Raw genomic sequence first — 22,706 nt, forward strand, 5'->3', positions numbered from 1 at the left:
GAGTACATGTACGGAACAGTCTGTTTGAATACAATGAAGATGGGAGCAATTATTCAAATGTTTTTAAGTAATAAGAAACAGGGAAATGAGAAGGTAGATGGCAGAAAAATTGCCAAAAGATGGGCTGTTTTGACGCTGGCAGGCATACTATGGGTGGGGCCGGTTGCTGGGACAGGGGCTCTAATTCCGTTGAATGGCTGGATGTCTGCACCCATTGCAAGTGCGTCCTCCGGTTCAACTGTCAAATTAGGCGAAGAAATCATCACTTCCGGTGCAACTTTGATGAAATATCGTTTTAAAGGCTCCAAGGGAACAGCGCTGGCTGACATTGTTCGGGTGGATCTGCAAAATCCGTATGTCAAGCTGGACGTCATGACCGGGAAGAATGGCCAGTTCACGACCCGTCAGAGCACAGGCGGCATGGCAAAAGAAACCGGAGCGGTTGCCGGGGTGAACGGAGACTATTTTAATACCTCCAGTGAAGGAGCACCGATTGGTGGACAAGTATCCAAGGGCGTGTTAATGTCTACTCCGTCTGATCTAACAGGCATGTATGCCTTTGCTGTAACCAAGGACGGTTCTCCGATGGTTGAGCAGTTTACTTTTGAAGGTACGGTAAATGCCGGGGATGGGTCATCCTTTCCTTTGGCGGGGATGAACAAGGCAGCGTATACGCCTGAAACGAGCGGAAGCAGCTATAGTCACTCGAATGCCATGTATATTTATACACCTGCTTGGAAAGCTGTGGAACGGCCAAAGAACAGTTCGACAACGCCCACTGAGATATTGGTACAAAATGGTGTGGTCACGCAAGTCTCCAACAATGCTGGGTTGAATATGACAGTCCCACAGGATGGCTATATTTTGCGTACTCACGGCAAAGCAGCTGAGTATGCCAAAGCACATCTGACAGTGGGACAAACTGTAGAGACGAGCTATCGTCTTCGCGTCAAATCGACAGGGAGTGAAGTGGACCCTTCCAACCTGCAAATGATGATTGGCGGGCATACGATATTGGTTGATGACGGCCAGAAAACCTCGTTTTCCCGCAGCACAACAAGCATAGGCGGGACGCGCGCGCGCACGGCTCTAGGATATTCAAGCGACAAGCGCTACGCCTACATTATTGCTGTTGAAAAGAATGAAAACAGCAGTGGTGTATCCCTGAGCGAGCTGCAAACACTTATGATAGATATTGGCGTCTGGAAGGGCATGAACCTCGATGGAGGCGGATCTACAACCATGGTAACCCGCGATTTGGGGGATACGACAGCGGCGCTTACGTTTGATACAGAATATGGTACAGAACAGCGCAGCATCGTAAATGGAGTAGGTGCATACACGAATGCTCCTAAAGGGACACTTAAAGGCTTCACCATTAAAGGCAATAAAACATTGCTGATTGGTCAGACCGGGAGCTATTCCTTCAAAGGATATGACAGCTACTACAATCCATTCGATACTTCGAAGATACAAGTGACGTGGAAGTCCAGCAATCCGGCTGTTGTGTCAGTGAGTGGCGGCGTTGTGAAGGGAGTTAAACCAGGAACGGCTACGTTAACAGCATCCAGTGGTTCAGCAAGTGCTACGACAAAAGTAACTGTCCTTGGGGCAGATGAAATTTCATCCCTTACCGCGGGAAGTGGGACAGGGCGGCTTGCTGCTGGAGCTAAAATGGCTATACCGGTAACGGCCAAAACAAGGGATGGTCAGAGCGTCAGCATTGCCTCAGATGCCCTCAAGTGGGAGTTTGTTGGCTTTAAGGGGAGTGTTAAGGACGACCAGCTTGTAGTCAATTCGGTAGACCCTGATGTGAAAACGGGCTATGCCATCGGCCGCTATGATGGTTTCAGTGCAGTTGTCTTCCTATCTGCAGGCGGGGAAAGCACAAGCACATGGGAGAATTTTGAAAATATTTCATATCCGATTGACTTTACCTCGAATGCTGCCGGCGTTACCGGGACAGCTTCCGTTGTGCAAGGAGATGGAGATCATGCCAACTCCAAGGTGCTGGAGCTGACCTATGACATGACGAACGGCAGTGGCAAAATGTATGCTTATGCCCAATTGAACGGCACATCTGGAAAAACGCTCGAACAAACAGCCGCATCCATCTCTGTGGATGTGAGAGGGGATAAGAGCCTGAACTGGCTGCGGGCAGAATTGGAGGATGCTCAAGGCAAAACGGCATATATTGATCTGGCGAAAGTAATCGACTGGAACGGCTGGAAAACAATTAACGCAGACATGAGCGGTTTGGATATATCGTATCCGGCTAAGATCAAGCGTTTCTATGTAGTTAATGTAGCCGAAGGTCAGGACGAACGTGCTAAAACGGGTAATGTTGCTTTTGATAATATTTCTTTTAATACGCCGGGAACGATGGGTAGCGAAGGACTCAAAAAAGGAACCGCTCAGATGACGATCGGGCAAACATCCATGAACGTGAAAGGAAAAGCGACGGCGATTGATGCGGCTCCGATAACTCACGATGGGTCAACGTATGTACCGATCAAGTATGTGCTGGATGCTTTTGGGGGACAGGCCAAGTGGAATGCGGGCGCTCAGCGCATTACGATTATGCGTGGCGGTGTACTGATGGATTTGACTGTAGGAAAAAAAGAGGTTGTTCTGAACGGAAAGCGTCAGAGCACGGATGTAGCGCCTATGGTGCTAAGAAGTAGGACTTTAGTCCCGTTGAGACTCGTGTCTGAGCAACTAGGGATAACTGTAAAATGGGAACAAGAAACGAAGACCATCACCCTTCAGTCATGATATGGTATGATATATACTTGAAATGCTAGGATTGGAGTAGAAGATTTGTGGACTTTCAAGCCGATATCATAGACCGAGTCATTAAAAATGCCATCCAGGTGATGGAGAACAGCAAATATCAGATGTTTGAAATATTGGACACGGCTCAAACCGAGCTGGTCACGCTAAATCAGGAGCTTCAGAGTGTCTTGAAGGAAACGGCGGAAACGATTGAAAGAGTGGACCAACTGGAGATGAATTACCGGAGGTCCCGTATCCGGCTGACTGAGGTCAGCCGTGACTTTGTCCGCTATTCAGAAGAAGATATCAAGCAGGCTTATGAGAAGGCGACACAGCTTCAGCTCGATGTGATGATATTCCGCGAGAAGGAAATGTACCTTAAAGCCCGAAGGGATGACCTTCAAAAACGGGCCAAAAGTGTTGAAGCTTCTGTCGAGCGCGCCGAGACCATCGGCTCACAGATGGGTGTCGTGCTGGAGTATTTGTCAGGCGAGCTGGGACATGTGACACGGATCATCGAATCGGCCAAAAATCGGCAGCTTATTGGTCTTAAAATTATTTTGGCTCAGGAAGAGGAGCGCAAGCGCATCTCTCGTGAAATTCACGATGGACCTGCACAACTCCTTGCACATCTAGTGCTTAGGACGGAAATTGTGGAAAGAATGATCGCCAAGCAGGAATTTAAGATGGTTCAGGACGAAATAGTAGACTTGAAGAAACAAGTTCGCTCCAGTCTTGAGGAAATGCGAAAGGTCATTTTCAATTTGCGTCCTATGGCTCTGGATGATCTGGGGCTTATTCCGACGCTCCGTAAATATGTGCAGGATTATGAAGAAAAAACGAAGATTAGAGCCCTTTTTGAAACAAGGGGCAAGGAACACCGTCTCTCTTCCGCGATGGAAGCAGCCATTTACCGTCTAATCCAGGAGGCTTTGACCAACGCTGCCAAGCATGCGTATCCTACCTATGTGCTTGTTGAGATAACCTATCAGGCTCAGCTTGTGAAAATCGTAGTGCAGGATAATGGCTTGGGCTTCAATCCAGAGCTTTTTCAGCAAAAGAGTAAAGATCATGGTCACTTTGGTCTGATTGGTATGCGGGAAAGGGTTGAACTGCTCGAGGGGAGAATGGAGATCGAATCAGCAGAGAATCAAGGCACCAAGATAGTGATTCATATCCCAACCAACGTGGAAAAGGGAAAGGAGTAGCAATATGGAAAATCAGGAAATTAACAACAGACCCATTAAGGTTCTCTTGGCGGACGACCATCAGTTGTTCCGTGAAGGACTTAAACGTATTTTGAATATGGAGGACGACATTGAGGTTATCGGAGAATGTGGCGATGGCATTCAAGTACTGGAATTCTGTAACGTAGAGAAACCGGATATTGTTCTGATGGACATTAATATGCCAGTTGAAAATGGTGTAGAGGCAACAGAAAAGCTGCGTGAGATGTTCTCGGATGTTAAAGTAATCATTTTATCCATTCATGACGATGAAAGCTACGTGTTTGAAACATTGCGCAAGGGAGCCAATGGATATCTATTAAAAGATATGGAGGCCGAATCCCTTATTAACGCTATTCGCTCGGTACACGAAGGATATGCGTTTATTCATCCGAAGGTCACAGGAAAGCTGATCCAACAGCTTCGTCGGATGACCTATCTGAATGAAACTGGAGCTATGGCCGAAGGTCATACCAAGGAAGCAGGCGTGAAGTTTGTCGCAGGCGAAAATAATCCGTTGACTCGCCGAGAGGCCGAAGTGCTGCGTTTGATGGCTGAAGGCAAGAGTAACAAGATGATCGGTGAATATTTATTCATTAGCGAAAAAACGGTCAAAAACCATGTCAGCAGTATTCTGCAAAAAATGGAGGTCGACGACCGGACACAAGCGGTTATTAACTCCATCAAATACGGATGGGTTACGTTATAAAGTCCCGTCTTTGAAAACCCAGTACATAACCGTGACACCTCTTCCTGTTATACGGCATATATTGTCGCTATAGGAGGAGGTGGAACCTTCGTGACGGCTCACTTGGTTTTGATATTGCTTATATACGGTGTAGGAGCAGCAGTCGTGCATCTTATGTATATACGACAGGCTGTTCAGGCTTATCGCTATGGCGAAGATGCGTATGCATTATCTACGGAACATCGTGCGACCCGCTATATTGTGATTACATCCAATAACGGAGATCGTGTGGAATGGGTGATACGCTCGTTGAGCATACTTGCCTGGCTACACCGGAGGCCGCTACATGTGACGGTACTAGATGATGAGTCCATAGATGACACATTGCCGATTCTGACACGGATGATGCGTTATAGTCATATGGACATTTCAGTGATTTCATCCCGTTTTTCATCAGGAAACCCGGTTTTACCGGAGCCGGGCGGTGAAAAGCAGGTTGTTATTGATCTTCGAAAATCTAACCTGTTGGCGGAGATCCCACTTGTTCCTTGATGACAAGGAATTGTGGACAACATGGTCAAAATCGGATATAAAAAGTTATAAGCAATTGTATACGCAAGACAAAAGGGGTTTCGTTGAGATCCGGTTGATGTGAAGCACACTTCAGGCTATAAGCCATAGGAGTGTGCTTTTTTGTTGTTGTCAGGTAACACAAAATTAGAAAAGGATTGTAAGCGACAGGAGAGATGCAAAGTGAAAATTGCAGTATATGCAGTTAGGTATAAAGGGGGATGGAATCTCCGATTATCTGTGGACATTCGAGTTGATATGACATGGTGGCTGCGACAAAACGACGGGCAGAAACATGCTGTCGAAAGGTGGGTCTTATTAGGAGAGCGGATTCCGCTGTCTTGGGGAGTTAAACTTTGCGAAACATTCAAAGAATCAGCGGATATGAAGCAATGGGGGAGCCAGCAATGGTGGGGGTACATACTCGCACACCTGAAGAATGAGTTGCTGCTGGAGACCAATGGTGCAGAACCGATTTTATTTGGAGCAAGAGAACATATATGCATTTGGGATCGAGTTGAGGGCTGGATTTCCGGCACCGAATGTGGGGGAGAAACACAAGGAATGAAAGGAGCATTATATTTTATTCCAAAAAGGAATCTCCATAGTGAAATAGATGCACTGGATATGGAATGTGTGGCACGGCAAGCGAATGAGTTGGCCGATTTGCTGGCAGGCCGCCAGCTGCTTGTAGCGGAGACCGAGGCGCTGCTGGCTGAAATAGCTCCAGGTCTGGAGCATGCTTGGCGTCCAGCTGCTCAGCTTGCATATTTGCAGGGCCGGCTTAGCTTTGCCGCTGGCCTTGCCCCTGCGCCGCGCACGCGCTGGTCTGCCGTGCGAGCACATAAGCTCCGCTGCAACCGTTGTGGCAGCGGGATGGTATACCGCACGAGCTGTGCGTCGTGCGGGCGCAAGGCGTGCGCCTACTGCGAGACATGTCTCGCACTTGGGCGCAGCCGAGAATGCTCGTTGCTGCTCCGCGGTGCAGCGAAACCCGTCGTGCCGTGCACGGCAGCAGCTTCGGCGGAGGAACTCGATCGCTGGGGGCTGAGCCCTGCGCAGCGAGCCGCCGCCGAAGCGGCACTGCGCTTTTTGTCCACACCACCCGGCAGGGTGTGCGGACGCTTGCGCCCGGAAGGCCGCTGGCCAAGGGGGCGCGAATGGTTCAGACGCGGCGGAGCTGTGCGCCGAGGCTCAGGTGCTGCCGCTATGCTTGGCAGCGCTCCTGCCTGCAACGAGCAGCTCTCGCCCAAACCTGGCGAGAGTGCGGGCCATATCGCTGATCGGCAAGTCAGCGATTTAGCGGCAGAACGCTTTTTGCTCTGGGCCGTGACTGGCGCAGGCAAGACGGAAATGATCTTTCCGCTCTTGCAGTATGTGCTGGAGCGCGGCGGGACAGCGCTTGTAGCAACACCGCGGCGGGATGTGGTGCTGGAGTTGGCACCTCGTTTGGCAGTTGCTTTTCCACATGCGAGTATGGTAACGCTCTATGGAGGAAGCGCAGAACGTTGGCAAAGAGGGCAGCTGACACTGGCAACGACACATCAGCTATTGCGTTACCGCCATGCCTTCGACCTGGTCGTGATTGATGAAATTGACGCCTTCCCTTACCACAACAATCCTATGCTCGCATTTGCCGCACAAGCTGTATGTAAGCCGGAGGGGAAGTTTATCTATTTGTCTGCTACACCACCGCATGCCCTGCAGAAGGAGGCTTCCCGCGGTCTGCTGCCACATGCCAAAGTTCCCGTTCGTTTTCATCGGCATCCGCTGCCTGTCCCATTTCGTTTGGGGGCTGCTCCAGTCAAACACTGGCTGCAAAAAGGTAGGCTTCCCACAGCCTTTACTCAACATCTGCAGATATCTATACAACGTGGAGCGCAGGTCTTCCTGTTTGTGACACGAATTTCACATATTCATGGTCTTGTGGAGCTGCTGATTAAACAGTTGCCTGAGGTTCCCGTTGCGGGTACCTCATCGCAGGATGAAGAGCGGACCGCAAAAGTACGTTTATTTCGAGCTACTGAAATACGTGTACTGGTTACAACCACTATTTTGGAGCGGGGTGTGACTGTGCCACGAAGCGATGTGTACATACTGGACGCAGATAGTAACCTTTTTGATGAAGCCTCCCTCGTCCAAATGGCTGGTCGCGCAGGGAGGTCCAAGGATGATCCGTGCGGAGGTGTCATTTTTATTTCTCCTCAATGGACTCGTGGTCAAAAGAGAGCGATCAGACAGATTCAACGCATGAATACACTCGCCGGAAAAAAGGGCTATCTCAGGAAATGAAGCATGAAATGCAATAAATAAAAAAAGTTTTTTAGAAATATGAAACCTGAGACCATGTCGGTACGTAAATTACCAAGGAAGGTGCATTTCTGGTATGGGCATTATTTCAAAAACCCGCCTTTTTATGAATTGGCTACTCCATCGTCAATCCCACACATGTATCGCTTGTGGTACTCTTACAGGGCGTTTTTCCGAGTACGATGGCATTTGTACTGCTTGTTCGGTTCAGATCCCTTGGATTTACAACATTCGTTGTGTTCATTGCGGACGTCCGACATTTTGTCCGGATTGTGCAAGGCCTGTCCGAATGGTACGTGACTATGTGTGTAATCGGAGTGCTACCAGCTATACGCCAATGATGAGAGAATGGATTGGGCAATTCAAATATCGTGGCAATGAAAAGTTTGCCTCTGCGCTGGGTGAGATCATGAATAGAGCCTATCAGGCGATGAGACATGAGTTTGCAGGCCAAGACGATTCCGGTCTCACACGATCTTTGTGGAATGCAGATATAGTGACTTGTGTTCCGGTAAGTAAAACAAGGCTGATGGAGCGCGGCTTTAACCAGGCCCAAGTTTTGGCGGAAGAAATTGCCTTGCGGAATAAGCTCCCATTCGTGTCTTTACTTGCCCGTCCTCACGATACAGGTAAGCAAAGCTTTAAAACAAAGAAGGAACGCATAAACACAATGGATAATGCCTTTTCTGCTATCCCTAATATGGCGAAGCTATTGAAGTCGCTTGTTTTAAAAGCTGATTCTCAATACGCATCAGGTCAGATGCGGTTTGTTACTGTTTTGCTTGTAGATGATATTTATACAACAGGGAGCACTTTACAGGCGTGTGCACGTGTTTTAGGAGAAAGAGCAGCAGAGCAGGGAATCCATCTGAATATTTTTTGCCTGACTTTAGCAAGATCATAAGTCTAAATTTTCTGTGTTTGTTATATGACATCGTTGAGGAACTATGAAATAAAGATTGAACTTGGCTTGAAAATGGCCCAAATGCTAGGGGAGGATTATTTTTAAATCATGCAATCAGCAGAATTTGACAAAACGCTAGAAAGAGAGATATAATAAAAACATAGATACGAACAAAAAGTAAGGAAGTGAGAGATGAATGTAGAATATTTTAATTTAGAGGTTGATTTTTTTGGAAAAGAGGAGTACAATTTCTATCTGTTGATAGCTAACATGAATTGGCAATAAATGATCAGCTAACGACAAACAGAGCGAACATTGGGAGTGTCTCACTCAGTAGTAAAGCAGTTAATTAAAATTTGAATCTAAAAAGAGGAGAGAAAAATCATGAAAAACGTAATGAAAAAAGTAGCAGTATCTAGTATGCTTGCAGTTAGCATAGGTGCAGTATCCTTGCTGAGTCCACTTGCAACAGGTCAAGTAATGGCAGCATCAGGACGGGATCGTGATAAAGATTATGCTGAAGAGCAACTGATCATTCAACAACAAGAAGCAGCACAAAAAGCATTTGAAGAAAAAGTTTTTGGTATTAAAGCTACTGCAGAAGCAGCAACTACAACACCAGCTCAACCAGCTACTGAAAACAGCAATCAAGCAATAACAAAACCTGCAACAACTACAACTCCAGCAACACCAGCTACTGTAAAAACGATCACTGTAAATGTTCAAGATGGTGATACACTGGCTTCTATTGCAGAAAAATACGGTGTAACTGTTGAAGAATTGGTCAAAATTAACAAGCTGATTAAAGTGGGTCAAGAACTGCAAGTACCACAAACAAACACAAATAAATAATTCAGTTTATTAATGCATATAAATTGTGTTTTTTAAACCAAGTGTTTGACTATAGTATACGGGAAGGCCTTTACTAAAACAATGTTTTTTTGAATAATTATTTGTAAAAACAATTTGTTTTTTTTGGGCTGCAAATTTCCAAAAATGTATCTAGCTTGATCTCAGGTGATTTATGAATTGAGATGATGTTAGCTGCACGATATGCTATGAATCCCCACACTCCATGTGCGGAGCATTCGTATGGGAGCCAACTCCCTAGATTTACAGTATTTGCCTGATCGTATTCGGGGTACAGGTGAACATGAATTCTTCTGAGGATTGTTTCGCCCTGTTTTTCCTCAGCTTGACCTGCATTTCTACATTTCGTCATATTCATATATTGTTATTTTAATTATAATGAATGGAGCGCTGTTCCCGAAAACAACTGGAATGGCGCTTATTTTATTTTTAATCTCAAGTATAGCGCAGCGTTTGACGATAAATAAACAAATGTCACGGGGGAGATGGGAAGCGTAGGGTCCCTGTATGTCGTTTGAATACTGATACATAAGATGTAAAGAACACTTTGTTGATAGGGGGATCATCATTTAGACTTTTAATATATGATAGGGCACCAAATGTTTAGTTGTGTAAAATCCAAGGATTTTTTGGAATATTCGCTAGACGGGGCTCTTCAGTATAAGGTAATGTAAGGATAAAAGTAATTTTAGACCGGGAATTGGAAAGGAGCGCTGCGGAGGATGAATTTGGATAACTGCCCTCGCTGTGGAAAGCTATTTATTATGAATGTCAGAAGAATCTGCCAGAATTGTATTAAAGAAATTGAGCTTGAATATGAGAGTTGTGTCAAACATATACGTGAAAACAAAGGAATTCATATGCATGAGCTTTCGGAGGCTACTGGAGTATCCGTTAAGCAAATCACGGCATTTATACGTGAGGGACGTATTTCCATTGCTAATGCACCCAATATGACGTACCCTTGCGAAGTATGCGGAATACTGATTCGTGAAGGACACATGTGCGATTCTTGTCGAACAAGACTGACCAAAGACCTGCATCAGGCCGCGCGTGAAAGCAGTAATCAGGATCAAAATAACAATTTGGGTTCAGGTACCTACAGCGCAATGGATAAACTTCGTGGAATGTAGTACAGGGGAATTAAAAACGTATTCAGCTATTCAAAAAGTTTCAAATACCGCCGATATTCTTTATAGAGCTTATCGGTTTTTTATTTTTGGCAACCATGCACAAAATAAAGAAGTAAGGCATAATACGAACCATGTTCGACGCTATGTCGTCTGATACATTCTGACCATATCAAATAACTAAGGAAGGTGGAAGTTATGAAAATTAACGAGACCAACCGCATCGGAGCGATTAATCCATACCAGCGTAATATGGAAACAGGACGCCAGGAGGAGCAAAAGAAGTCTCGTCGCAAGGATGAGGTCTCCATTTCCCCGGAAGCAATGGAAATGCTGAATCGCAGCAGCGATACAGACCGGGTTAAAAAGATTCAGGAGCTTAAGCAGCAAGTGGTTTCTGGAACTTACCGCGTGGATGCAGACAAAATTGCAGATAAGCTGTTGCCTTACTTCAAGCAGTCTTCCGAAAGCTAGGTGAAGTAAAATATGCCTTTAGAGCGGCTGATTGATGTGCTGGAGCAGCTAGACCAAAAGCATCTTATCTTGTTGGAACTGGCGAAAAGCAAAAAAAAGATTGTCATGGAAAATGATATAAACAGCCTGGTTCAGCATTTGAAGCAGGAGTCCAGGCTTCTTAAACAGGTGGAGGAGCTGGAGGAAGCTCGTATGGAGGTTTCGTATGAGCTTCTTCGTGAACGTGGTATTAGGTCTCAGCTAAATTTGACTATAACCGAGCTGGCACGTCTTGTCTTTGATCCTGAAGATAAGAACAAACTTCTGAGTGTGCAGAGCCGCTTATCCCATACCCTTTCAGAATTAAAGGAAGTTAATGCAATCAATCAAAAGCTCATCGAGCAATCGTTGGTGTTTATTGACTACTCGCTAGATCTTCTTGTAGGTCGTCCTAATCAGGAGATGACTTATATGCATCCAGATCAGAAAAGTAATCAACTCGCACGACCTGGATTGCTCGACACTAAGGCTTGATACGAGGAGGAGAATAGAGTGCCATCCACATTTCATTCCATAGAAACAGCTAAAAGAAGCCTTTTTACACAAACTGCAGCTTTAAATACAACAGGACACAACATAGCTAATGCCAATACAGAAGGCTATACACGACAAACGGTTAAGATGAGAGCTTCTATACCGATGGAAGCTTATGGTATTAACCGCTCTAATGTGCCTGGCCAGTTGGGAACAGGTGTTGAATTTGATGCTATTGAACGCATTCGTGAAAAGTTCTTGGACAGTCAGTATCGCGGAGAAAATACTGAGCTGGGCAGTTGGACGATTCGAAGTAATACACTTGATAAGCTACAACAGATTATGAATGAGCCGTCCGACACAGGGATTCGAAAGGTTGTAGATAACTTTTATAAATCTTGGTCTGACTTAAGCAAAGACCCAGAAAGTGTGACTGCACGAACTATTGTTAAAGAAAATGCACTTGCATTGACTGATGCAATGAATCATATGAGTAAACAGTTAAGCAATTTATCTGCAGATTTAACCTCAAATGTAGAGGCTAAGGCTAGTGAGCTGCAAAGCTATGTAAACTCCATAGCGGATCTGAACCAATCAATTACTAAAATTGAAGGATTGGGGGATAACGCCAACGACCTTCGTGACCAACGTGATTTGATCGTCGATAAAATCTCGAAAATCGTTAATATAACGGTGACTGATACCGATCAAGGGTACAATGTCAATATGGGTGGTCAAGCGCTAGTAGCTGGATTTACACCGACGACTGGAATTAACGGTGCGTTTTTGCAAGCTGCTTTTGCTTCCAATGATTTGCAAGGTGGCGAAGTACATGGAATGATTTTCTCCAGAGATCAATTTGTAGCAGATTATACTGCCCAAATGGATAACCTCGCCAACACATTGGCGACCGGTGATATTTCTGTAACGCTGCCTAAAGGCTCGGTATTGCCAGAAGGCACTGTACTGAACGGAGTGACGTATACAGGGACCAACCGCACACTTCAATCGGATTTAACAGTTACGGTTAAAGGTCTTAATGGTCTGCACCAACTGGGTTATACCCAAGAAGGCAAAGATGCTAGCGGCAACATGGTTGCAGGTAAACCTTTTTTTGTTGCTTCAAATAATGGCGGGACGATAACGGCAGGCAACATTACGTTAAATACTGCTATAGTAGATAATCCTAACGCTATTGCATCATCCCTTCGTGTAACAGGTACTGCTCCTACTGAGGAATTGGTTAAAGGTAATAATACAGTGGCATCCCTGATGGCCAATTTAAAATTAAACAATTTCACTTCTGTTTCTACAGGGAATACGGCTACTATTGACAGCTTGTTCAGCTCTATGGTTGGTCAGTTGGGTATACAGGCTCAAGAGGCAACAAGACAGACACAAAACTCGACAGCCCTCGTATCTCAGGTAGAAACTATGCGTCAATCCGTGAGCGGTGTTTCGCTGGATGAAGAAATGTCCAATATGATCAAGTTTCAGCATGCCTACAGTGCTGCTGCTCGGTTTATGACCACATTCGATCAATTATTGGATAAATTAATTAACTCCACAGGTCTAGTGGGAAGATAAGAATGGGGATTAAATATCTTGTGTTTATAGGTACAAGTGGATATTTAATTACGGGGGGATATGATTATGCGAATTACTAACAATATGCTGAGCTCACAGCTTATGCTGAATTTGAATCGAAATTCCGAGCGTATGAATAATACGCAGAACCAGCTGGCGACCGGACGCAAGCTGAACAAGCCCTCTGATGATCCTGTAGGCATTACGTATTCCTTGAGGTACCGGTCTGAACTATCTTCAAATGATCAATACCAGCGGAATGTGGACAGCGCCGTGTCGTGGCTTGATTTTAATGATACGGTAATGGACCAGGCCGGCCAAATTATGCAGAGAGTACGTGAACTAACGGTGCAGGCCTCCACGGAAACCAACCCACAGTCTGCTTTGGATAGCATTAACAAAGAAATTGGTCAGCTTAAGGAACAAATGATTGATGTTATGAACAGCCAATTGAACGGGAAATATATATTTAATGGTCAAACCTATGACAAGAAACCGTACGATTTTCCTTTGAATGCTGATAATACGCATGATACATCTGGAGCAGCGTCCGTTGTTACGGATACAGGAAGTGTTAATTTTATAGTGGGTGAACATGTTTCTTTGCCCATTAATGTAACCGGTAATGAAGTCGTAGGAACAAGTACGGATGCCGACAATTTATTTACTATTTTTAATCAGTTATCTGCAGCCTTGGCAAGTGGTAACATTAAAGGAAGCGGGGATCAATTAGCTAATATTGATACACGGGTAGATAAAATGCTAAAGGTCCGGTCTGAAATGGGTGCTAAATCCAACCGTGTTGAACTAATGCAAAGTCGTTTAAAGGATCTGGAAGTGAACTTAACGGACTTGCAGTCTAAGACGGAAGATGCGGATTACGCCGAGCTTTTAATGAACTCCAAAATTCAAGAGAATATATATAATGCTTCCTTGTCAGCGGGAGCGAAAATAATATCTCCATCATTAATGGATTTCTTAAGATAGGTTAAGGAGGGGGATAGATGGCCATCATTCCAACACTTCAGATCCGGCAAACTCCGGCTATCCTGCATATTGATGCAGACCCTGGGCAGTATTCGATTCGGCAGCCTTCGGCTGATATGGAATTAACGACACGACGTGCTCAACTGGAAATCCGCCAGTACAATCCACAGCTTACGATAGATCAAAGTGCTGCCTTTGCTGCATATAACGGAGGCAACTATCTGAAGATGAATAATCGAATCTATTCAGGGTTGCCGCAAATTTTATTACAAGCAATTGCCCATAAGGTGGAGCAAGGCAACCGGATGGCAGCGATTCATATTCCAGGGAATACTGTAGCCAATGTCTTTGGAACGGATACAGAAACACATGTTCTTCCTGAATTTAGAGAGGCTGCATCTATGGATAATGTGGATATTCATATTGAAACACGTGCACCTGATATTACATATACACCTGCTGTATCGGAAATGCATGTGACCGTTAATCATCCCGAGATTGAGTATACTCCAGGGAAACTGGAGATTTATATGCAGCAGTATCCATCGGTGGCCTATATTCCGCCAGAAATTGATGTTACGATGTGAAATAAGTTAAGGTTATAGAGGAGATGTTTAAGCCGTCTATAGCCTTTTTTTTGTAGTGAAGTGTATATATCTGATTAAATATTGGAGGAATATCTGTGATTATCTCGACATCTATTTGGGGTGACATCGAAGTTGATGAAAAAGAAATATATCGTTTTGAAAAAGGAATTCCGGGATTTGAAGAGACGACTGAATTTGTGTTGCTTGATCAGAACGAAGCCCCCTTTTACTACCTCCAGTCTCTTCAGCAGAAGGAACTTTCTTTTGTCTTGGTGGACCCTTTTATCTTTTATCCTGAATACGAATTCGAGCTCCCGGATAGCGAAGCGGAAGAACTGGAGATTGAATCTAATTTAGTCGTTCGCAGCATACTAACATTACATGAGCAGGTAGAAAACTCAACGATTAATCTATTGGCACCTTTGGTGTTCAATCCAGATAACAGGCAAGCCAAGCAGGTTATTTTGCATCAGACCACATATCAGCCCAGACATTCACTGCAACCCGTTAAGAAAGACGAAACCGTCCGTTCAAAGGAAGGTGAATAATCATGCTTGTACTTTCGCGTAAGAAAGGCGAGTCCATTATCATTCAGGATCATATTGAGGTCACGGTACTCGGAGTAGAGGGCGATACCGTTCGTATAGGGATTTCAGCACCCAAGCAGATGGACATCTTTCGCAAGGAAATCTATTTATCTATTCAAGAGTCCAATCGTGAATCTACGGCCCATACGCAGTTAAATTTGGACGCTCTACGCAAGATGATAAATAAAAATAACGAAAAATAAAAAAAATTCTAAAATGCTATTAAAAGATCGACGAGATTGTCGATATATATAGTACAAGCTATTGCGGAGGGGCGGCCGACTTCAACGGATAGCTTTAACAACAAAAAACCACATGGATGTGGGACATTTACCTTCAGGGAGGAAATTTAAAATGATTATCAATCACAATATCTCTGCAATGAACACTGCTCGTCAATTGAATGCAAACACTGCTAACACAAACAAAGCAATTGAAAAAATGTCTTCCGGTCTTCGTATCGTCCGCGCTGGTGACGATGCTGCTGGTCTGGCAATTTCCGAAAAAATGCGTGGTCAAATCCGTGGTTTGGATATGGCTTCCAAGAATGCTCAAGATGGCATTTCCTTGATCCAAACAGCTGAGGGTGCATTGAACGAAACTCACTCCATTCTGCAACGTGTTCGTGAGCTGGCTGTACAATCAGCGAATGATACGAACACTAATGCTGACCGTGCTGAACTTCAAAAAGAAGTAGCTGAGTTGAATAAAGAAGTAACACGTATCTCCACAGATACTGAGTTCAATACTAAAAAATTGTTGGATGGTGCTGGAATCAGTAGCGCAGTGTTCCAAATTGGTGCGAACACAAACCAAGCAATTACATTGTCAATTGGAAACATGAGTGCTGCATCTTTAGGTATTAATGCTGTTAATATTTCTACTCAAACAGGTGCGAATGCTGCACTTGCGTCTTTGGACGCAGCTATTACATCGGTATCTGCTGAGCGTTCTAAACTGGGTGCTTACCAAAACCGTTTGGAGCACACAATCAACAACTTGGGAACCACTTCCGAGAACCTGTCTGCTGCTGAATCCCGTGTTCGTGACGCAGACATGGCGAAAGAAATGATGAACCAAACGAAGAACAACATTCTTGCACAAGCTTCCCAAGCAATGTTGGCTCAAGCAAACCAACAACCGCAAGCAGTACTTCAATTGCTTCGTTAATTTTTTGACTGAAAGAGTTACTGAGAATTTCTCAGTAACTCTTTTTTTGTTCAAAGCCCAATTAAAAGCCTCCAGTCGCCAGTAAACGCACAACCAAACACCTCTTTCTAAGCATGGACCTATTTTGTTTTTTACTATTCTTCTCATAAGAAATTCTAACTAAAGCACAGGAGTTTACCGATATAAATAGTAAATACATTATATTCGCAAATGCGAAATGTTTACTATTCTTCTCATAAGAAATTCTAACTAAAGCACGGGAGTTTACCGATATAAATAGTAAATACATTATATTCGTAAATGCGAAATGAGAGGAAATGCATGATGAAAACTATCGCGTTATGTATGATTGTAAAAAACGAGCAGGAGTATCTTAGAAGATGCTTGGACAGCGTAAAAGATAAAGTACATCAAATTATTATTGTGGATACCGGATCAACAGATGATACGATCTCAATCGCTAAAGAATATACAAGTGATATTTTTCAGATAGAATGGACTAATGATTTTTCGGCAGCTCGCAATGAATCGATTAAGCATGCGAAAACTGATTATATTTTAATACTGGACGCAGATGAATACTTGGAGGCAAATTCTAATTTATTGGAGGAAATAGAATCTGGAGCGGATTATTATTTCACAAAAATATATAATGTTATGTCATCTGATAGAGGGCTAACTCATTTAGCTATTCGTATTTTTGCCAACAATAAGGGCCTGCATTATAGTAATCGTCTTCATGAGCACTTAAACACGATGGAACAAAAAGATAAATTAAAGGAAGCATATGCTAAGCTGACTATTTTCCATACTGGCTACACAGATGAAATGGTGGAAAACAGAAAGAAGGGAAATAGAAATTTAGCTCTTATGTTAAAAGAGGTGGAAGAGAATCCTACTTTCTATAACCTTTTTAATATGGGAAGGACGTTCATGTGGGTGGGAGAACATGAAAAGGCAATCAAGTACTTGCAGAGAGCGTACCCTTTAAGCAAAGAGTTTACAATTGCTCCAGATCTTATTTCCACATTATGTAGAAGTTTAGGTGAGTTAAAGAGATATGAAGAGGCCCTGATTATATTAAAAGACGCCACGACAATTTATCCTGATGAAGTAGATTTAATTCATCTTCAGGCGCTGTTTTATATGGAAATTAACTACTATAAAGATGCAATAGCGAAAATGTATAAATGCCTTGAAGTGGGTGATCGAGGTATTACAGTCACTGAAGGCAACGGCAGCCATATTGCACATTTTAGACTCGCAGAATTGTATGAATTACGAAACGATTTGATGAAGAGCTATGAGCATATTTCAGAAGCTTTCAAACTGAAAAATGATTTTCTGCCAGTTATGGGGAAATATTTTAGAATTTTAGAGAAAGCCAATGTTCCCTTAGAAGAAGTATTTTCAAGTACAAAACAGTTGTATCCAATATCAAACAGTGGACAGCTAGAGAAGCTATTAGGAGTGGTGTATCATTTAAGAAACCCCCTCTTGCAAAGATATCTGTTGGAATATAACGTGACTGTTCAAGATAATGTTATGGCTACTGCGCGACAATACGCTAGGGATTATGATGGAGCGAAAGCCTTATGGTTGCAAATCGCGGATGTGGATGAGCAAAATGGAGAGGACATTTTATTGTTATCCATTATCCTCAAAGATGAAGCTCTATTTGAAAGGTTCAAATCATTGCTTAATCTAAGCCAAAAGGAACAAAAAAGCTTAAACAAAATCGTGATGAATGAACCTTCTCGGGAAGTTAAGTTAACATCACATCTTGAGAATATATTAGAGAGAGCACTGATACATCTAATTCGTTTACAGGAGTTTGAAACATTTGAAATGATACTGGATTATTTGTGGCAAGGCGGCGTTGATGTAAAAGTTAAAGCTTGTGAGCACCTTGTGGCCTATGGCTTCAAAGAGATAGCTATCGATCTATTGGTTAAACTGTTTGAACAATATCCAAAAAATGTGAGAATTATCGAGTTATTAGGTGATATCTGTCTTAGCTCTGAATATTTCCAAGATGCACAGCTTTTCTATACTAAACTGCTAGAACTTCGCCCTGATTATAGCTCATTTGAAAGAGCATATTTATTATCAGAAAAGATTGGTGATAAAGAGAGTTCTTTTAATCTCAAAGAGAGCATTAAACTGAAGTTTACTCTTTCTTCGTGGGTAATGAATTAAGGCCTTTTTTAGATTTTTACTCTTGCTCGATGGAATCACGAATAGTTTTGGGTGAAACTATTATGCCCCCCACTATTTCCCTTTAACTAAGGGGCCATTTCTGTAATGAATTAATATTAGATTTGAACAAAAGAGTACCTCCTGTTCGGAAAGGATTGATGTGCTCCAATACCCGCGAGGGACTGGAGCAACGGGGGCAGTGGATGGAGGAGCTTCAAAGGGAGCATACCAAAGACGGACGTCATCTTCGGCATCGAGCCCATCGGACACTACTGATTTGCGCTGGCTGAATATTAAGGATGAGAAGGCACCCCACTGGTTATTGTCAATCCGCATCACGTGCATAACAGCAAAGAACTGGAGGACAATTCACCCGCAAAAAATGACTATAAAGATGCAAGGGTCATAGCCGACTTGGTGCGAAACGGGAGGTACAGCGAACCTAACTGTCGACGAGTATCTATGCGGATCTACGGATTTTCATGAGTCTTCGGGAGAAGATCATGGTGAACTTCGGAAAGGTGATGCAAAGACGTGTGTAAAATTGGCTGGATCGCTCCTTTCCAAGAATACGCAGAGATATTTGAAAACTGGAAGAGGAAAGCCTAGCTCATTACGCTGGGCGTGTTTCCTACGCTAAGTGAAATTGTAGGATTAGTCTCTATCTTTCATGAAGTCAATAGTTGGAAATCTAAGGACGAGTGAGAAAACAAGAGAATTTATTATTTTATAATGGGAGGATAAAAGATAGTGAGGAAAATTAATGATCTTGATGCAGAGATTAAAGCATTTAAACGAAATATAGAACTTCTTATAAACACTGGAGATCTAGAAAATTCAAAAAAGTTGATCGCAGAGTTCCAATTGATAAAGGAAAAAGATATAGAAATTCAAAACATGAAAGCTATTATTAGCATAATCGAAAGAAATTATGTTGAGGCAGAGAAGCTTCTTTGGGAAGGTATTAACATAGAACCAGTGGATGCTGACACGCTGTTTAACTTGGCATACTTATATGAAGTAACAGGGCAATATGAAAAATCTATAAATTTTTATAGACAAGCATATCGGGAAACTAAAGATTCACAAAGAAAGTTTGACATAAAACAAATCTTACTAAACTTTAATGATAAAGTAGAGTGTCCTGTTGAACGGAAGTTCATTGTTTTGTCCTCATGTCCTTGGGGGAAGATGCTACAACGACCACATCAAATCTCAAGAGCATTAATGAAACTAGGCTACACAGTTGATTACATTCAACCTTTCACTGAAGGAAATGCATCTAGTGAAAATGTTGGTATTGGCGAGCTAATGGAACTTAGTAAAAGTAACATTAGACGATATGATCTAATAAAAATCCACACTCCTGTCTCAGTTTATTATGAAGGAAAGTACTTATTAAACAATTATAGTAATATAGTTCAAGAATTACTCAATGAATCGGATGAAGAGGTTATACTTATATGTTATCTTCCGTCTCATGTGAATATAGTTAATCAACTGAGCGGTAGGTTCAGGGTGGTTTATGAATGTGTTGATGATCATAGCGATCTGGAACACTCTTACTGGAGTAATAAAGAGGATCGAGAATTTGAGAGTCAATTTTTAGAGAGAGCCGATGTAGTGACTACAACTAGTACTGCTTTGTATCTTACTAAGACAATGCAGAGTAAAAATAAGAATGTATTCCTCTCCAAAAATGCTGTCAATGTTGATGATTTTACTGTAACTGAATGTAATATTATTCCTGATGATCTAATGAGTATTCCTAGCCCAAGAATTTGTTACGTTGGTGCTGTTGATAGTTGGTTTGACAAAGATCTATTTTATGATCTTGTAAGAACAAACAAAGATAAATCATTTGTTGTTATAGGGCCTGTTAGGGAAGGCATATTAGATGAAAAAGAAGATAATTTATACCTTCTTGGTGTGAAAGATCATGCGATTTTAGGAAGATATCTGCACTTCATGGATGCCGGTATTATTCCATTTCAGGATAAAACAGATATCATTATAAATTGTGACCCCATCAAGGCGTACGAGTATGTTATAAGCGACTTGCCTGTGGTTGCTACTAATATGCCGGAATTATATCATGATGTAAGTTTTATAAAAACAAGTAATGATAATGAAAGTTTTGATCAGAATATAAGGGAAGCATTAGAACAGAAGATTGATCTCCAGGAACGAATGGACTTCATATCTAAAAACACATGGGAAATCAGATGCCGGAATTTGCTGGATATATTGAATGGGGAAATCGAGAAACATGCTCAAAATAGAGTACTCGCTGATCTAAATCAAGCTTGGTCAAAAATTATAAGTAGGGGACAGAACCCTTTATTGAAGTCGCTATATTCTATGATTTTTGCAGAATCCAATACAAATCAATATCATAAACTTGCTAAGGAGTCCTACAAAGAATTCAAAATTTCATTTACATTAAAGAACTATATTTATTCTGCGGTAAAAAGTAACCACTTAATTGAATGCGCACAGGAAATTCTAGAGGATTGTTCGTTAAGAGATATAGATAAAGCAGAGTTATTATTCTTACTTGAGAAGAATGAATTGAACTGCTTGGAGTTTAGGTTACTTCATATAGCTAATCGATATACAGATATCAAAGGACTTTTAAATTCTCATGCTGAAGAGGAGAATATTTATTATTACAATCTAGCAAATTATTATTTTGATATTGGATTTTACGATCAGTCACTAAAAGCATATAAAAACTCTATGACCCAATTTGATGACAGTCCTATTCTAAATAAGAATATGTGTGATATTTTGATAAAAAGTGGAGATGTGTTAAAGGCTAAGACCTTTAAAAATAAAGAGAAAGTAGCGATTAATAAATATAATAAACTATCAAAAAAACAACCTAAAAAAGCATGCAGATTTAGCATAGTTATACCAACAAGAAATAGTCATAGTGTATTGAAATATACCATCATGACATGTCTTAAGCAAAATTTTTATGACTATGAGGTTGTCATTAGTGACAATAGTAGCAATAATTTTACTGAAAATATGATTAAGGAATTCAATGATCCAAAAATAAAGTACTATAGACCTGAAGATGAGCTTTCAATGACAGATAATTTCAATTTTGCTATTGGTAAGGCAGAAGGAGAATATATATTAGTATTAGGCTCTGATGATGGTTTGTTATCTCATGCACTTAATACATTGGATCATATTTTATATTCTACAGATAAAGCAATACTGAAGTGGAATTCTATTGCTTATTGCTGGCCAGATGTCAAGTTGGTGGGGCAAGAGAATCTGCTTTATATTCCTAATAATCCTGCAGGTAAAATAAATATAAATACAATTAGGTATAGTGAGATAATGAACCATGTCTTGAACTTTGAATTACAGTACGCTGCGTTGCCTATGCTTTATTGCAATGCAGTAGTTCATAGAGATGTTGTTTTAAAATTACGAGATTTAACAGGCACTGTGTTTAAAGGGCTTGTTCCTGATGTATACTCAGGTTTTGCATTGGCTTGTATACAAGAGGAATTTAGTTCTATAGACATACCTATATCTATTGGTGGATCATCAGGCAAAAGTACTGGGATTTCTTTTATAAAGCCAAACGTGGATTCAGAAACTAAAGCAATACAGGAAGATTTCTTAGTGTTAAACGGTGGAAAAACAGTAAATCACTTGGGTATTGCCCCGGATATCCCAAATGTGGTTGTCGCAGTTGCAGAGGCATTTTTAACTATGAAACAAGCATTAGCGGAGTATAGTGAAAAAATGAGTTTAAATAGAAAAAAAATGTTGCAGATATGTGCTGATGAACTAGATTGTTCAGATGTTAATTTTTCTATTTACTTGCAAAAAATTTATGAAAGCTTATATGATGACTCCACTCTCCAACAATGGTTTGTAGATAACTACATTGACAATATAGAATTTTATAGCAGAGGTATTAATAAAAAAAGTTCTGCACACTATCAAAAAGGGTTTACTTCAACGGGGATGCTTGTATTGGACATGAGTGATTTTAATGTTACTGATGTTTACGGTGCATCAGAATTCTTTAGTCGTATCACTGGTTGGTGAGTAAGTCAGTTTTCAAAATCAGATAATATACTTGCAAGGGAAGTGGACGAAT

General features: G+C 42.0%; 19 protein-coding genes. All 19 read left to right on the forward strand.

Features of this window, described 5'->3' with window-relative positions; translation table 11 throughout:
- Positions 1–57 precede the first annotated feature (57 nt).
- The 19 genes from JO375_RS08250 to JO375_RS08340 all read left to right on the forward strand — a co-directional run bounded on the left by JO375_RS08250 (position 58) and on the right by JO375_RS08340 (position 22,654).
- The gene (locus JO375_RS08250) at positions 58–2,775 is read left to right on the forward strand and encodes a stalk domain-containing protein (protein WP_229524004.1); all 2,718 of its coding nucleotides are present in this window, start codon (positions 58–60) and stop codon (positions 2,773–2,775) included.
- Between the two features lie 47 nt (positions 2,776–2,822).
- Complete coding sequence (locus JO375_RS08255; protein ID WP_229524005.1) at positions 2,823–3,983, forward strand: sensor histidine kinase; 1,161 nt, start codon at positions 2,823–2,825, stop codon at positions 3,981–3,983.
- 4 nt (positions 3,984–3,987) lie between these two features.
- Positions 3,988–4,710, forward strand: a complete 723-nt coding sequence (locus JO375_RS08260; protein ID WP_229524006.1) for a response regulator — start codon at positions 3,988–3,990, stop codon at positions 4,708–4,710.
- Positions 4,711–4,800: 90 nt separating this feature from the next.
- Positions 4,801–5,241, forward strand: coding sequence for a hypothetical protein (locus tag JO375_RS08265; protein ID WP_229524007.1), 441 nt, complete (start codon positions 4,801–4,803; stop codon positions 5,239–5,241).
- Positions 5,242–5,442: 201 nt separating this feature from the next.
- Positions 5,443–7,551: a helicase-related protein gene (locus tag JO375_RS08270; protein WP_229524008.1), complete on the forward strand. Its 2,109-nt coding sequence runs from the start codon at positions 5,443–5,445 to the stop codon at positions 7,549–7,551.
- Between the two features lie 358 nt (positions 7,552–7,909).
- On the forward strand, positions 7,910–8,473 hold the full coding sequence (locus tag JO375_RS08275; protein ID WP_229524009.1) for a ComF family protein: 564 nt from the start codon (positions 7,910–7,912) through the stop codon (positions 8,471–8,473).
- Between the two features lie 384 nt (positions 8,474–8,857).
- On the forward strand, positions 8,858–9,325 hold the full coding sequence (locus tag JO375_RS08280) for a LysM peptidoglycan-binding domain-containing protein (protein WP_229524010.1): 468 nt from the start codon (positions 8,858–8,860) through the stop codon (positions 9,323–9,325).
- A 740-nt stretch (positions 9,326–10,065) separates the two neighbouring features.
- Positions 10,066–10,476 carry a TIGR03826 family flagellar region protein gene (locus tag JO375_RS08285; RefSeq protein WP_229524011.1) on the forward strand — a complete coding sequence of 137 codons (411 nt, stop codon included), beginning with the start codon at positions 10,066–10,068 and terminating at the stop codon, positions 10,474–10,476.
- A gap of 195 nt (positions 10,477–10,671) precedes the next feature.
- On the forward strand, positions 10,672–10,947 hold the full coding sequence (gene flgM, locus JO375_RS08290; protein ID WP_229524012.1) for a flagellar biosynthesis anti-sigma factor FlgM: 276 nt from the start codon (positions 10,672–10,674) through the stop codon (positions 10,945–10,947).
- A gap of 12 nt (positions 10,948–10,959) precedes the next feature.
- Positions 10,960–11,460, forward strand: a complete 501-nt coding sequence (locus JO375_RS08295; RefSeq protein WP_229524013.1) for a flagellar protein FlgN — start codon at positions 10,960–10,962, stop codon at positions 11,458–11,460.
- 18 nt (positions 11,461–11,478) lie between these two features.
- The gene (gene flgK / locus JO375_RS08300; protein ID WP_229524014.1) at positions 11,479–13,047 is read left to right on the forward strand and encodes a flagellar hook-associated protein FlgK; all 1,569 of its coding nucleotides are present in this window, start codon (positions 11,479–11,481) and stop codon (positions 13,045–13,047) included.
- A 66-nt stretch (positions 13,048–13,113) separates the two neighbouring features.
- Complete coding sequence (gene flgL, locus JO375_RS08305) at positions 13,114–14,034, forward strand: flagellar hook-associated protein FlgL (protein WP_229524015.1); 921 nt, start codon at positions 13,114–13,116, stop codon at positions 14,032–14,034.
- Between the two features lie 17 nt (positions 14,035–14,051).
- Positions 14,052–14,621 (forward strand): DUF6470 family protein, encoded by a 570-nt coding sequence (locus tag JO375_RS08310; RefSeq protein WP_229524016.1) that lies wholly within the window; start codon positions 14,052–14,054, stop codon positions 14,619–14,621.
- Positions 14,622–14,716: 95 nt separating this feature from the next.
- The gene (fliW, locus tag JO375_RS08315) at positions 14,717–15,169 is read left to right on the forward strand and encodes a flagellar assembly protein FliW (protein WP_229524017.1); all 453 of its coding nucleotides are present in this window, start codon (positions 14,717–14,719) and stop codon (positions 15,167–15,169) included.
- Positions 15,170–15,171: 2 nt separating this feature from the next.
- Entirely contained in the window at positions 15,172–15,411 is a 240-nt protein-coding gene (gene csrA, locus JO375_RS08320) for a carbon storage regulator CsrA (protein ID WP_229524018.1), read from the forward strand.
- 151 nt (positions 15,412–15,562) lie between these two features.
- Entirely contained in the window at positions 15,563–16,378 is an 816-nt protein-coding gene (locus tag JO375_RS08325) for a flagellin N-terminal helical domain-containing protein (protein ID WP_229524019.1), read from the forward strand.
- Between the two features lie 345 nt (positions 16,379–16,723).
- Positions 16,724–18,577: a tetratricopeptide repeat-containing glycosyltransferase family 2 protein gene (locus JO375_RS08330; RefSeq protein ID WP_229524020.1), complete on the forward strand. Its 1,854-nt coding sequence runs from the start codon at positions 16,724–16,726 to the stop codon at positions 18,575–18,577.
- 339 nt (positions 18,578–18,916) lie between these two features.
- A complete protein-coding gene (locus JO375_RS08335; RefSeq protein ID WP_229524021.1) occupies positions 18,917–19,063 on the forward strand; it encodes a hypothetical protein in 147 nt (48 codons plus the stop codon).
- A gap of 264 nt (positions 19,064–19,327) precedes the next feature.
- Positions 19,328–22,654 carry a glycosyltransferase gene (locus JO375_RS08340; protein ID WP_229524022.1) on the forward strand — a complete coding sequence of 1,109 codons (3,327 nt, stop codon included), beginning with the start codon at positions 19,328–19,330 and terminating at the stop codon, positions 22,652–22,654.
- The last annotated feature ends 52 nt before the right edge of the window (positions 22,655–22,706 follow it).

The organism is Paenibacillus farraposensis, from assembly GCF_020736845.1.
In the GTDB taxonomy this organism is placed as follows: Bacteria; Bacillota; Bacilli; order Paenibacillales; family Paenibacillaceae; genus Paenibacillus; species Paenibacillus farraposensis.